The 12,448-nt window shown below is 61.7% G+C and carries 10 protein-coding genes; 5 read left to right on the top strand and 5 right to left on the bottom strand.

Translation table 11 applies throughout. The features are described from left to right. The first annotated feature begins 36 nt into the window (after positions 1-36). Positions 37-1,128 carry a DUF2865 domain-containing protein gene (locus tag ACMYR2_RS07485; protein WP_347263291.1) on the top strand — a complete coding sequence of 364 codons (1,092 nt, stop codon included), beginning with the start codon at positions 37-39 and terminating at the stop codon, positions 1,126-1,128. A 250-nt stretch (positions 1,129-1,378) separates the two neighbouring features. Here ACMYR2_RS07485 and ACMYR2_RS07480 read toward each other — a convergent pair whose 3' ends face one another. From ACMYR2_RS07480 to rpiA, 5 genes are all read right to left on the bottom strand, one after another. Further along, on the bottom strand, positions 1,379-3,130 hold the full coding sequence (locus tag ACMYR2_RS07480; RefSeq protein WP_347263290.1) for an NAD+ synthase: 1,752 nt from the start codon (positions 3,128-3,130) through the stop codon (positions 1,379-1,381). 204 nt (positions 3,131-3,334) lie between these two features. Next, positions 3,335-4,723: a class II 3-deoxy-7-phosphoheptulonate synthase gene (locus tag ACMYR2_RS07475; protein WP_347263289.1), complete on the bottom strand. Its 1,389-nt coding sequence runs from the start codon at positions 4,721-4,723 to the stop codon at positions 3,335-3,337. Positions 4,724-4,944: 221 nt separating this feature from the next. Then, positions 4,945-6,327 (bottom strand): glutathione-disulfide reductase, encoded by a 1,383-nt coding sequence (gor, locus tag ACMYR2_RS07470; protein ID WP_347263288.1) that lies wholly within the window; start codon positions 6,325-6,327, stop codon positions 4,945-4,947. A gap of 18 nt (positions 6,328-6,345) precedes the next feature. After that, positions 6,346-6,870 (bottom strand): DUF2059 domain-containing protein, encoded by a 525-nt coding sequence (locus ACMYR2_RS07465; RefSeq protein ID WP_347263287.1) that lies wholly within the window; start codon positions 6,868-6,870, stop codon positions 6,346-6,348. A gap of 22 nt (positions 6,871-6,892) precedes the next feature. Continuing rightward, positions 6,893-7,591: a ribose-5-phosphate isomerase RpiA gene (gene rpiA / locus ACMYR2_RS07460; protein ID WP_347263286.1), complete on the bottom strand. Its 699-nt coding sequence runs from the start codon at positions 7,589-7,591 to the stop codon at positions 6,893-6,895. Between the two features lie 315 nt (positions 7,592-7,906). Here rpiA and ACMYR2_RS07455 point away from each other — a divergent pair, with 315 nt between their 5' ends. From ACMYR2_RS07455 to ACMYR2_RS07440, 4 genes are all read left to right on the top strand, one after another. After that, positions 7,907-8,584, top strand: coding sequence for an HAD-IA family hydrolase (locus tag ACMYR2_RS07455; RefSeq protein ID WP_416194076.1), 678 nt, complete (start codon positions 7,907-7,909; stop codon positions 8,582-8,584). Between the two features lie 258 nt (positions 8,585-8,842). Further along, the gene (gene moaA, locus ACMYR2_RS07450) at positions 8,843-9,874 is read left to right on the top strand and encodes a GTP 3',8-cyclase MoaA (protein WP_347263284.1); all 1,032 of its coding nucleotides are present in this window, start codon (positions 8,843-8,845) and stop codon (positions 9,872-9,874) included. Between the two features lie 396 nt (positions 9,875-10,270). Next, positions 10,271-10,810 carry a TRAP transporter small permease subunit gene (locus ACMYR2_RS07445; RefSeq protein ID WP_347263283.1) on the top strand — a complete coding sequence of 180 codons (540 nt, stop codon included), beginning with the start codon at positions 10,271-10,273 and terminating at the stop codon, positions 10,808-10,810. Further along, the gene (locus ACMYR2_RS07440) at positions 10,807-12,417 is read left to right on the top strand and encodes a TRAP transporter large permease (RefSeq protein WP_347263282.1); all 1,611 of its coding nucleotides are present in this window, start codon (positions 10,807-10,809) and stop codon (positions 12,415-12,417) included. The genes ACMYR2_RS07445 and ACMYR2_RS07440 overlap by 4 nt, the downstream gene beginning before the upstream one ends. Positions 12,418-12,448 lie beyond the last annotated feature (31 nt).

The raw sequence follows: 12,448 nt of genomic DNA, 5'->3' as shown, positions 1-12,448 counted from the left end.
TGCCGAATCGCTCAGGGATCGCTTTGATGGCGGATCATGCCTGACTCGTTGTTTGCCCGCACGATGCGAATTCTGGCTTGCGCCGCCGGCATCGCGGGCGCTGCTGCCGATGCTCGAGCGCAGGGCGGCCCGCCAGGGACCAATCCGATTTGCCCTCGGCTCGAGGCGCAACTCGCAAGCATCGACCGCGGCGGCGGCGATCCGGCGCGAGCCGGACAGATCCGGCGCTACGAGGAAGCGGCGGGCCGGCAACAGGCGGAACTCGAACGGGTCATCGCGCAGGCAAACCGCATGGGCTGCGACAGCTCAGGTTTCTTCCAGCTGTTCAACGCGCAATCGGCGCAATGCGGCCCGATCACCCACCAGATCCAGCGCATGCGGACCAACCTCGAGCAGATCACCACCAGCCTGGAGCGGCTGAGAGCCGGCAGCGCCGGCCCGGATCGCGACAGTCAGCGCCGCTCCGTGCTGATCGCGCTGGCACAGAACAACTGCGGCCCGCAATATGCCGCGGCGGCGCGGAATCAGGGCTCCTTCTTCGATGACCTGTTCGGCAACCATTCCGAGAATCCGACAATCCTGCCGCCGGCCGATTCCGGCGCGCAATCCGGAACCTATCGGACCGTCTGTGTGCGTTCATGCGACGGTTTTTATTTTCCGATCTCGTTCGCGACCGTTCCGAGCCGGTTTCCCGACGACGAGCGGACCTGCAAGAACCTTTGCCCCGCGACAGAGGCCGCGCTCTACGCGTATCGCAATCCCGGCGAGGACATGAATCAGGCGGTCTCGACCAGCGGACAGCCTTACTCCTCATTGCCGAACGCATTTCGGTACCGTCAGGAGTTCAATCCGTCGTGCTCTTGCAAGGCGGCGGGCCAGACATGGGCGGAGGCGTTGAAGGGACTCGACGACAAGGCTACAGCCGCCCAGCAGGGTGACATCATCGTCACGGAAGACGGCGCCCGGAAGATGTCACAGCCGACCCGCGACAGAGATTCGCAAAAGAAGGATTCGGCCGCGACAACCGATGCGCCCCGGAGCCCCCCCGCGGATGCGACCCCCACCGCCTCGACACCGTCGAACAAACCGATCCGTTCGGTGGGGCCAACGTTCATACCCGCGCGGTAGAACGGGTTGGAGTTCCGGTTATTGCACTTCCGAGCGAAGTGGATGCCTGTTCGCGTGAAGAAAACGCGTTGAAACAGGATTATAGAGCCTCGCTTCTGATTCCATCAGAAACGGAAAGCCTCTAGAGCGGCGGCCGGTCAAATCGAATCAGCGCCGCCGCTCCAGTTAGTTGATTGAGCATTGGATTTATCCCGAAACCGGTTCCCACTTTCGGGTCCGATGCTCCAATTCGCCCGTCATCCCTGGTCCATCATTCCTGAAAGGCTTCGGCGGAGCTTCGGCTGGCGCGGGAAACGAGGGTCTCATCCGGCGCCGGCAATGATTTTCCGGAATCGCGAAACCGGTTGGTGATCGGATAGCGACGGTCGCGGCCGAAATTCCGGCGCGTGACCTTGACACCCGGCGCCGCCTGCCGGCGCTTGTACTCGGCGGCGTTCAGCAGGCGATCGATGCGCACGACCACGTCGTGGTCGAACCCTTCCGCGACGATCGCCGCGAGCGGTTCCTCCCGCTCGACCAGCCGCTCGAGAATCGCGTCGAGCAGATCGTAAGGCGGCAGCGAATCCTGATCCAGCTGGCCTTCGCGCAACTCAGCCGTCGGCGGCCGCGTGATGATGCCGGGCGGGATCACCTCACCCGATGGGCCGAGCGCGCCATCCGGCTTCCACGCGTTGCGCAGGCTTGCCATCCGGAACACCTCGGTCTTGTAGATATCCTTGATCGGATTGAAGCCGCCGTTCATATCGCCGTACAGCGTAGCGTAACCCACCGACATTTCCGACTTGTTGCCGGTGGTCACGACCATCGCACCGAGCTTGTTGGACATCGCCATCAGAAGCGTGCCGCGAGCGCGGGATTGCAGGTTCTCCTCGGTAATATCGCGAGGCGTCCCCGCGAACACGCCGGAGAGAATCTCCTCGAAACCGTTCACCGCCGGCGCGATCGGCAGCACATCGTAGCGAATGCCGAGCGCCGTCGCGAGCCTTGCCGCATCGTCGAGCGAGACCTGCGCCGTGAAGCGGAACGGCAGCATGACGCCGCGGACCTGCTCGGCCCCGAGGGCGTCGACCGCGATGGCCGCGCACAAGGCCGAGTCGATTCCGCCGGACACGCCAAGCAGAACGCCGGGAAAGCCGTTCTTCCGGACATAGTCGCGCAACCCCAGCACGCAGGCGGCATAGTCGGCCTTGTCGCCGTCGATCTGCGGCGCCACCGGTCCGGTGCAGCGCCACCCCTCGGCAGACCTGGCCCATTGCAGGGTCACGACGCTTTCCTCGAAACAGGGAAGCTGCGCCGCCAGCGAGCGATCGGCGTTCAGCACGAAAGAAGCGCCGTCGAATACCAGTTCATCCTGGCCGCCGACCTGATTGAGGTAGACCAGCGGGAGATCGCTCTCGGTCACGCGCGCGACCGAGATCGACAGCCTGATGTCGCTCTTGCCCTTCGCATAGGGCGACCCATTGGGAACGACGAGAATTTCCGCGCCGGTTTCAGCGAGGCATTCGACGACGTTCTCGTACTCGGCGGATTCCTCGACCCAGGTATCTTCGCAGATCGGCACGCCGATCCGCACGCCCCGAATCTTCAATGGTCCTCCGACCGGTCCCCGCGCGAACACGCGTTTTTCGTCGAACACGCCGTAGTTCGGCAGATTGACCTTGAAGCGGAGCGCCGCGACCCGCCCCTCGTCCAGCAACGCATAGGCATTGTAGAGCTTGCCGTCATCGACCCATGGGGTGCCGATCAGCATGGCCGGACCGCCATCGCTGGTCTCACGCGCGAGAGCTTCGATCGCCTCGCGGCAGGCGGCCTGAAATGCCGGCCTCAGAACCAGATCCTCAGGCGGATAGCCGGCGATGAACAATTCCGGAAGCGCCACCAGCGCGGCGCCATCGGCCTTCGCCTGAGCGCGCGCGGCGCGGGCCTTGGCCGCATTGCCGGCGATGTCTCCGACCGCCGGATTCAATTGGCCGAGCGTGATCTTGAAGGTTGTTTCGGTCATGGACGCTTTTTACCCGCCAGCCTCGCCTTGCTGTCATCTGGCGCGCTTATAGCGGTTTCCCGCGAATTGGCCCACCGGTTCGAGCGTTTTCAAGCGAAGCGGACAACGGTTCGCGTGAAGAAAACGCGTCAAATCAAAATCATGGAGTCCGCTTCTGATTCCATCAGAAGCGGAAAGGTTCTGGCGTCCGGAAGACGCGGAGCCTCAGAAACCGGAGACCGCCGGGATCGGTTTGACCTTTCCTTCACGATCGTCACTGAGCAATTCGGCAATCAGGAACGCCATGTCGATCGACTGCTCGGCATTCAGGCGCGGATCGCAGACGGTGTGATAGCGACCGTTGAGGTCCTCGTCCTTGATCGCGCGCGCGCCGCCGATGCACTCGGTGACGTTCTGCCCGGTCATCTCCAGATGAACGCCGCCGGCGTGCGTGCCCTCGGCGGCATGAATGCTGAAGAACGACTTGACCTCCGACAGGATGCGATCGAACGGGCGGGTCTTGTAGCCGCTCGTCGACGTGATGGTGTTGCCGTGCATCGGATCGCACGACCACACGACAACGCGGCCCTCGCGCTTCACCGTACGGATCAGTTGCGGCAGATAATCGGCCACCTTATCCGAGCCGAAGCGGCCGATAAGCGTCAGGCGTCCCGGTTCATTGTCGGGATTCAGCGCATCGATCAGTTTCATGAGTTCATCAGGCTTGAGCGACGGGCCGCACTTCAAGCCGATCGGATTCTTGATGCCGCGGAGATATTCAACGTGGCCATGATCAAGCTGCCGAGTACGATCGCCGACCCAGATGAAATGGCCGGAGGTCGCGTACCAGTCGCCGGTCGTCGAATCGACCCGCGTCAAGGCCTGCTCGTAGCCGAGCAGCAGCGCCTCGTGACTGGTATAGATGTCGGTCGACCGCAGTTCCGGGTGGCTTTCAAGGTTGAGCCCACAGGCGCGCATGAAATTGAGCGCGTCGGAGATGCGATCGGCGAGTTCCTTGTAGCGGCGCGACTGCTGGGAGTCCTTCAGGAAACCGAGCATCCACTGATGCACGCTGCCGAGATTGGCGAACCCGCCGGTCGCGAAGGCGCGCAACAGGTTCAGCGTCGCCGCCGATTGCCGGTAGGCCATGATCTGGCGATGCGGATCCGGGACCCGCGACTGCTCGGTGAAGGCGATGTCGTTGACGATGTCGCCGCGATAGCTCGGCAATTCGACACCGCCGACCTTCTCCATCGGAGACGAGCGCGGCTTGGCGAACTGCCCGGCAATGCGGCCGACCTTCACCACCGGCAATGCGCCGGCATAGGTCAGCACCACCGCCATTTGCAGCAGCACACGGAAGAAGTCGCGGATGTTGTTGGCGCCATGCTCGGCGAAGCTCTCGGCGCAGTCGCCGCCCTGCAGCAGAAACGCCTCACCGTTGGCGACTCGGGCGAGCGCCTTCTTCAGGTTGCGCGCCTCACCTGCAAATACCAGCGGCGGAAACGTCGCAAGCTGTGCCTCGACGTCGCCCAGTGCCTTCGGATCCGGATAGACCGGAACCTGCTGCACGGGCTTGGTGCGCCAGCTATCGGGTGTCCACCGCTCGGACATGAGATTAACTCCTGAGGAAAGACCGCCGCTTGCTTAAACGGAGCGACGGTTCACGCTATATACATGGGCAAACCCCGTCGCGCCAGTTGACAGGATATTTTATGGATCAAGTTACTGAAACATAACAAGAAATTTATCATCGCTTCTTCGTGTGCGCCGATAGCTCAGGCGCAGTTCGGATTCGCCGCCTTCCGAAACCGGTCCCCCTCTTCAGGGCAGCATCACTCGGCTGCCTCACGGGCATAGTGAGCGGTTCGCGTCCGCATTGTCACAAGTTCTTCAGCCGCGGTCGGATGCAGCGCCATGGTCGCGTCGAAATCGGCCTTGGTGGCCTTCATCCTGATCGCGATGCCCACCACCTGCGTCATCTCGGCCGCGCCGTCGCCGACGATATGACAACCGAGTACGCGATCCGTCGTGGCGTCCACCACCAGTTTCATCAGCATGCGCGTATCGCGGCCCGATAACGTCGCCTTCAGCGGGCGGAACGTCGCCTTGTAGATATCGACAGCATACTCCGCCCTCGCCTGCGCTTCTGTCAGGCCGACCGTTCCGACTTCAGGCTGCGAAAACACGGCGGTGGGGATGTCCGCATGATCCACGCGCGTCGGCTTGTTTCCGAACACCGAATCCGCGAACGCATGCCCCTCGCGAATCGCGACCGGCGTCAGGTTGAAGCGATGCGTGACATCGCCGACCGCATAGATGTGCGGCACGTTCGTCCGCGAGAAGCCGTCGACTGCTATGCCGCCGTTCTCCGGGTTGATGGCGACGCCCGCCTTCTCAAGTCCCAGATTGGCGACGTTCGGATGCCGGCCGATCGCGAACAGCACCTGATCGGACGCAACGCTCGACCCGGTCGATAAATGGGACGTGAAATCATCGCCGTGCCGATCGACCCCCTCGACAGTGCAGTCCGTCAGGATCGTGATGCCGCTCTTCTCCATTTCCGCGCGAACATGGGCGCGGACGTCATCGTCGAAACCGCGCAGGATATTGTCCCCGCGATAGATCAGGGTCACATCGCTGCCGAACCCGGCAAAGATGCAGGCGAACTCGAGCGCGATATACCCGCCCCCCTGAATCGCAATTCGCTTCGGCAGTTCCTGAAGATGGAACGCCTCGTTGGAAGAGATCACATGCTCGATGCCCGGAATGGCAGGTCCTTGATTGGGCCGGCCGCCCGTCGCGATCAGCACATGCTTCGCACGGATGGTCTCGCCGGTCGTGAGCCGGAGCGTGTGCGCATCCTCAAATACTGCCCGTGACCTCGTGATTTGAACGCCGGCCTTCTCCAGAGTCGCGGTATAGGCCGCTTCGAGACGGGCGATCTCCTTGTCCTTGTTGGCGATCAGCGTCGGCCAGTCGAACGTTGCGGACGGAATCGACCAGCCAAAACCGGCGGCATCTTCGATGTCGTGGCGAATATGGGAGCCGTAGACCAACAGCTTCTTCGGCACGCACCCCCGGATCACGCAGGTCCCGCCCATCCGGTATTCTTCGGCGACCATGACGCGCGCGCCATATCCGGCGGCGATGCGCGCGGCGCGCACCCCGCCAGAACCGCCGCCTATGACGAACAGATCGACATCGAAACCAGCCATGCCCCAGCTCTATCGAGATCAGATTTCCTTGCCGCGCTTGCGCATCTCCGCGCGAAACTCGCCATTGACGACGCTCGCGAACTGCTGCGCCCACTGGTTCATATATCCCATGCTCGCCTCGATCGCCTTGGGCTCCTGCGCGATCAGCTTTTTCCCGAGCGGCGACTTGTAGAACGTGACGAGGTCCTTCAACTCCTGCTCCGTGAAATGGCCGGCATAGATCTTCGCCATGCCGTCGCCTATTTCCTTTTCACGGCCGGCCAGCGACTTGGCCACGACGAGCGCAACCTCATTGAGATCTTTCTGATAGTTCAGGTTGGATTGAAGCAGCGTATTCTTGGTCCGCTCGACGATGCCCGGAACGGCATTCGCGTACATCCCGGCCGCGTTCTTCAAGTTCAGAAGCTCCTTGGCCGAAGCGATGGCGGCGGGTGATGGCTGGCCGGCCTGCTGAGCCTGCGCAACGGCTGGAAGCGCCAGCGCCACGGCAAGACAAGCTGCAGGGAGAAATCTTGCAGGCAGAAATCTGGAAAGTCCCCTCATCTCAATTCTCCTCATTGCGGCGCTATGGCCGCTCGACAATACGAATTCCCTGCGCGCCGGCCAGCATCGCCACGCGGGCGAGGCCGATGAAAAGGCCGTGCTCGACGACGCCAGGTATAGGGTTCAACAGTCCGGCCAGATAGGTTGCATCGGGTATCTGCCCAAGATGGGCATCGAAAATCCAGTGGCCGCCATCGGTGACGAAAGCATGGCCATCCGGTCGCTTTCTGACGGCCAGTTCACCGGAAACGCCGGCTTTTGCAAATACCTCGGTGATCGCGCGCCGCGTCGCGGCGAGCCCGAACGGAATGACTTCGATCGGCAGGGGAAAGCGGCCTAGCCCCGCCACCCACTTCGTCTCATCCGCGATCACGATCATGCGGTCCGACGCGGCCGCCACAATTTTCTCGCGCAGCAGCGCCCCGCCGCCACCCTTGGTCAGATTGAGATCAGGATCGATTTCGTCGGCGCCATCGACCGTCAGATCGAGCCTGTCGAGGTCGTCCAGGGTGGTGAGAGGAACGCCGCACCGCTCCGCGTCGGCGCGCGTGGCTTCTGAGGTCGGCACGCCGACAACCTTCAACCCGTCGCGCACGCGCTCGCCCAGAAGCTCGACAAAGTGCCTGGCGGTGGATCCCGTCCCCAGCCCCAGCCTCATGCCATCCTCGACATACTCAAGGGCACGCGCCGCAGCCTGTCTTTTCAATGCATCCATCGTCATGAGGACCTCGATTTGCGACCCCGCTCCGGCTGGCGAGGCATTTTCGATATGGTTGAGACGTTCGCTTTGCAGCCGATAAGGGCCCGGTCAAGCGAACTCCCCACTCCGCACAAAAATTTTTTCGGATTGCCGGCGATTTCGAGCCAGGCAAGTCCTTGAACTGTTTCGGGTGGCATACGCGGTTCGCGTGAAGAAAACACGAAGCGGAAAGGCCAGGGGCAAGATCAGGGCTCCCGACCATATCCGCACTTCACCCTTGCATGTCCGGCGGGAGGCGGATACCGATCCAGCATCATGATATCCTCCCCTCCCCCCATGGTCGTGTTCGACCTCGACGGGACGCTGGTCGATACCGCGCCCGATCTCGCCGCCGCGCTCAACTTCGTCCTGGATCGCGAAGGCCTGCGCACGGTGTCATTGCCGACAGCCCGCTCCATGATCGGCGCGGGAGTTCGCCGCATGATCGAACGCGGCCTTGAGCATGAGGATCGTTCCGCGACGCCGGATGAAGTGACGCGAATGATGGGCGACTTCATCGACTACTATACGGCACATATCGCTGACGAATCCCGACCGTTTGAGGGACTTCTCGAGGCGCTCGATGAGTTGTCGGCGCGGGGATTCAGTTTCGCGGTCTGCACCAACAAGCTGGAAGCGCTTGCCAAGCTGCTGCTCGACCAGCTGGGGTTGAGTTCGCGGTTTTCCGCAATCTGCGGCGGTGATACCTTCGGCGTGGCCAAGCCGGATCCCGCGATCTTGCGGCAAACCATCGCGCGCGCGGGCGGAAGCCCGCGGGCCGCCATCATGGTCGGCGATGCCGGTCCCGACATAGGAGTTGCGCGCCGGGCTGGTATCCCCGTTATCGGGGTTACCTTCGGTTATACCGAGGTCCCGGTCGCAGAACTCAAACCCGATCGCGTGATCAGCCACATGAGGGAATTGCCGGAGGCCATCGCCGTACTGCAAGCCGCCACGCTGAACGCGGCCGGCTGATTCATTGGCCCGGAATCAGGCGGGCCCAGAATGCCAAGGACGGACCGTTCCCCCGTTCCACGCCTCGGCGAAGCGACGGGTGCGGCGGTTCGCCACGCTTCCACGATCACGCACCGTTCCTGGCTATGCTCGCGCGCGTTAATCTTCATGGATTTCTTGCGCACCGCAGCAAAGCCGGCACATTGTGCCCCGGCCAGAACACGCTTACATTAGAAAAGAAACAAATACTTCATACGCCGTTACAACAAGGCTAGTTAAATGACCGGTTGTTCTGCCCCCGCCGAGACCTCGGGCTCCCGGAAAATGGTCGACCCGTTCGGCCGAAGCATCAGCTATTTGCGCGTGTCCGTCACGGATCGCTGCGACCTTCGCTGCTTTTATTGCATGTCCGAGGACATGACCTTCTTGCCGAAGGCTGATCTGCTCACGCTGGAAGAGTTGGATCGTCTGTGCTCGGCTTTCGTCGCCAAGGGCGTGCGCAAGCTACGGCTGACCGGCGGCGAACCGCTGGTCCGCCGCAACGTCATGTCGCTGATCCGCTCCCTGTCTCGCCATCTCGAGTCAGGAGCGCTGAAGGAGCTGACGCTCACGACAAACGGATCGCAACTGGTTCGCTTCGCCAAAGAGCTTAAGGATTGCGGCGTAAAACGGATCAACGTATCGCTCGATACGCTCGACCCCGCCAGGTTTCGCGAGATCACGCGATGGGGCGACATCCAGAAGGTCATGGCAGGCATTGACGCCGCGCAAGCTGCGGGCCTCGCCGTCAAGATCAATGCGGTCGCGCTCAAAAACCTGAACGAGGACGAAATTCCATCCCTGATGGAATGGGCGCACAGCCGAGACATGGCGCTGACCCTTATCGAGGTCATGCCGATGGGCGATATCGGCACATCCCGCGCCGATCAGTATCTGCCGCTCTCCATGCTGCGCGCGCGGCTCGAAGGCCAATACACCCTCACCGACCTCGACGACAGTACAGGCGGCCCCGCCCGCTACGTTCGGATCAGCGAGACCGGCGGCAAGCTGGGCTTCATCACGCCGATGACCCATAATTTCTGTGAGTCCTGCAACCGCGTCCGCATCACCTGCACGGGCACCCTGCATACCTGCCTCGGACACGAAGACGCTTCCGATCTGCGCCGGCCGCTTCGCGCGTCGCCCACCGACGAACTGCTGTATGAGACGATCGATCGCGCCATCGGTCTCAAGCCGAAAGGCCACGATTTTATCATCGACCGTCACAACCGCCCGAGCGTAAGCCGCCACATGAGCGTAACCGGCGGGTAGCGAATTCGGACGTTGGCCCGCCCCACCGCCATATTCCCGAAGCTCATGCTGGCGCAACCGGCCTGGCGAAATGAGAAGCAGCGCCTCGTGATCCTGACCTGACGCATCGTCGTCACGCGAACCGAACCGTCATCCAGCCTCGGGCCAAACCCGAGCGCCGGCTTCGCTCGACACGTCACAACAATCCGACGATCCTTCACACCGCAAAACATCAAAGGCCCGGTTGACGGCGGCGACGTAGCATTGGAATGGTGCGACGATCTTCATGTAGCCAGCGTCTGACAGGCTGCTGTATTTCACACTCTGAGACAAGCGACCACTGGCACGGCCTCGGAGAGATGCTCGGGCTCCGAGCAGGCTTCAGCAATCACGGTCGGCTGCCGCCAGGAGAAACTGATGCGTCTGTTACTGGCCCTCAGCACAGCCATCGACCGGCTCAATGAAAAGGTCGGATACGTATGCAATATCCTGGTGCTGCTTGCCGTGCTGGTGAGCGCCGGCAATGCAATGATCCGATATGCGTTCGGCTACAGCTCGAACAGCTGGCTCGAACTGCAATGGTACATGTTCGCCATCCTCGTGATGTTCGGCGCATCCTATACCTTCAAACGCAACGAACACGTCCGGGTCGAGATTTTCTATCTGATCCTGTCCGATCGCGGCAGACTCTGGCTCGATCTCATCGGAACCCTCTTCTTTCTCATTCCGGCCTGCCTGTTGCTCAGCTACCTGTCCTGGCCCTTCTTCATGCAGTCCTATGCAATCGGTGAAGTATCCGGGAATGCAGGCGGTCTCATCCGCTGGCCGATCAAGCTCGTCATCCCGCTCGGATTCGTCATGCTCGCGATTCAAGGGATCTCGGAAGTGATCAAACGGGTCGCGGCGCTACGGGGCCTTGTCACGATCCAAGCGAATTACGAGAGACCGACTCAATGATCACGCTGGAAATGATGCCGCCGATGATGTTCGGCGGCCTGGTTCTGGCGATGTTGATCGGCTTTCCGGTCGCCTTCACGCTGGCCGCGGTGGGACTCTCGTTCGGATTCCTTGCGATCCATCTTGGCTTCTTCGACCTTAATTTCCTTCAGGCCATACCGGGGCGCGTGTTCGGAGGCGTGCTGTCCAACGAGCTGCTGCTCGCGATCCCCTTTTTCACGTTCATGGGATCGGTGCTGGAGCGCTGCGGCCTCGCGGAAGACATGCTCGACTCGATGGGCCAACTGTTTGGACCCATCCGCGGCGGCCTCGGATATTCGGTCATCCTTGTCGGATTCATCCTCGGCGCCATCACCGGCACGGTCGCCGCGCAGGTGATCGCCATGGCGCTGATCTCGATGCCCGTGATGATGCGCTACGGCTACAACATTCGCTACATCACAGGCGTGCTGGCGGCATCCGGCACCATCACTCAACTTGTTCCGCCCTCGCTGGTTCTGATCGTTCTGGCCGATCAGCTCGGAAAATCGGTCGGCGACATGTATCTCGGCGCCTGGGGTCCGTCGCTATTCCAGATCATGCTGTTCGCCGGCTACACTTTCCTGCTCGGCCTCTTCAAGCCCGATCATGTCCCGCCGGTGCCGAAGGAGTTTCGAACGCTCACCGGCTGGCCGCTTTGGCGCAAATGCCTGATGGGCATCATCCCCTCCGCCGTCCTGATCTTCGTCGTGCTCGGCACCATGATGCTGGGGCTTGCGACACCGACGGAAGCGGGCGCGATGGGCGCCGTCGGCGCGATCGTGCTGGCGACCATTCACCACAAGGACTTCAGCAGCACCGGCCGAAAACTCCTGATCATCGGCGCGATCACCGGCGGCATCGGAACACTCGTGGGAATTTTCGTGACCGAGGGATTGGTCTTCAAGATCGCGTTCGCCGTCACCTATCTCGCGGTCGTGTGGATTTGTCTGGAAGCGGTCCGCATCCCCACGCTTCGCGACCTCATCCGGCAGGGCTATCAATCGACGATGCGCCTCACCACCATGGTGACGTTCATTCTGATCGGCTCGACCTGCTTCTCGGTGGTGTTTCTCGGAGTCTCCGGCGGAGAATGGCTGGAGCATCTGCTGACATCGCTGCCGGGCGGCGTATGGGGCTTTCTCATCTTCATAAATGCCTTCATCTTCTTCCTGGCGTTCTTCCTCGACTTCTTCGAGATCGCCTTCATCATTCTGCCGATGCTCGCCCCCGTGGCCCAGAAAGTTCTCGCTCCCGTCGTCGGCGCAGACGCGGCGCTGATCTGGTTCGGCGTCATGATCTGCGTCAACATGCAGACTTCGTTTCTCCACCCTCCATTCGGCTTCGCACTGTTCTACCTGCGCGGCGTGGCCCCGCGAGAGGTCAAGAGCTCAGACATTTACTGGGGCGCGGTGCCATGGATTGGATTGCAGATCATCATGGTCATTCTCGTGATCGCGTTCCCCGCGACCGTGACAGGCCTGCTTGGTAAATCGACAGCCGTCGACCTCGACAACATCAAGATCGAGATTCCTACCATCGATGTCGCGCCGCTTGATTTCGGACCGGTCCCGACCAACCGGCAATAGCCGCGTCAAAATCACATAGCGCCGCATTGCA

The sequence above is a fragment of the Nitrobacter sp. TKz-YC01 genome (assembly GCF_047824785.1).
In the GTDB taxonomy this organism is placed as follows: domain Bacteria; phylum Pseudomonadota; class Alphaproteobacteria; order Rhizobiales; family Xanthobacteraceae; genus Nitrobacter.
The sequence above is the reverse complement of the archived record's forward strand: the minus strand, read 5'-3'. Positions and strand labels throughout refer to the sequence as shown.

Excerpts from the sequence above, each read along its gene's own strand:
- ACMYR2_RS07480 (WP_347263290.1), bottom strand. The coding sequence starts at position 3,130 with ATGACCGAAACAACCTTCAAGATCACGCTCGGCCAATTGAATCCGGCG.
- ACMYR2_RS07465 (WP_347263287.1), bottom strand. The coding sequence starts at position 6,870 with ATGAGGGGACTTTCCAGATTTCTGCCTGCAAGATTTCTCCCTGCAGCT.
- ACMYR2_RS07485 (WP_347263291.1), top strand. The coding sequence starts at position 37 with ATGCCTGACTCGTTGTTTGCCCGCACGATGCGAATTCTGGCTTGCGCC.
- ACMYR2_RS07455 (WP_416194076.1), top strand. The coding sequence starts at position 7,907 with ATGGTCGTGTTCGACCTCGACGGGACGCTGGTCGATACCGCGCCCGAT.
- rpiA (WP_347263286.1), bottom strand. The coding sequence starts at position 7,591 with ATGACGATGGATGCATTGAAAAGACAGGCTGCGGCGCGTGCCCTTGAG.
- moaA (WP_347263284.1), top strand. The coding sequence starts at position 8,843 with ATGACCGGTTGTTCTGCCCCCGCCGAGACCTCGGGCTCCCGGAAAATG.
- gor (WP_347263288.1), bottom strand. The coding sequence starts at position 6,327 with ATGGCTGGTTTCGATGTCGATCTGTTCGTCATAGGCGGCGGTTCTGGC.
- ACMYR2_RS07445 (WP_347263283.1), top strand. The coding sequence starts at position 10,271 with ATGCGTCTGTTACTGGCCCTCAGCACAGCCATCGACCGGCTCAATGAA.
- ACMYR2_RS07475 (WP_347263289.1), bottom strand. The coding sequence starts at position 4,723 with ATGTCCGAGCGGTGGACACCCGATAGCTGGCGCACCAAGCCCGTGCAG.
- ACMYR2_RS07440 (WP_347263282.1), top strand. The coding sequence starts at position 10,807 with ATGATCACGCTGGAAATGATGCCGCCGATGATGTTCGGCGGCCTGGTT.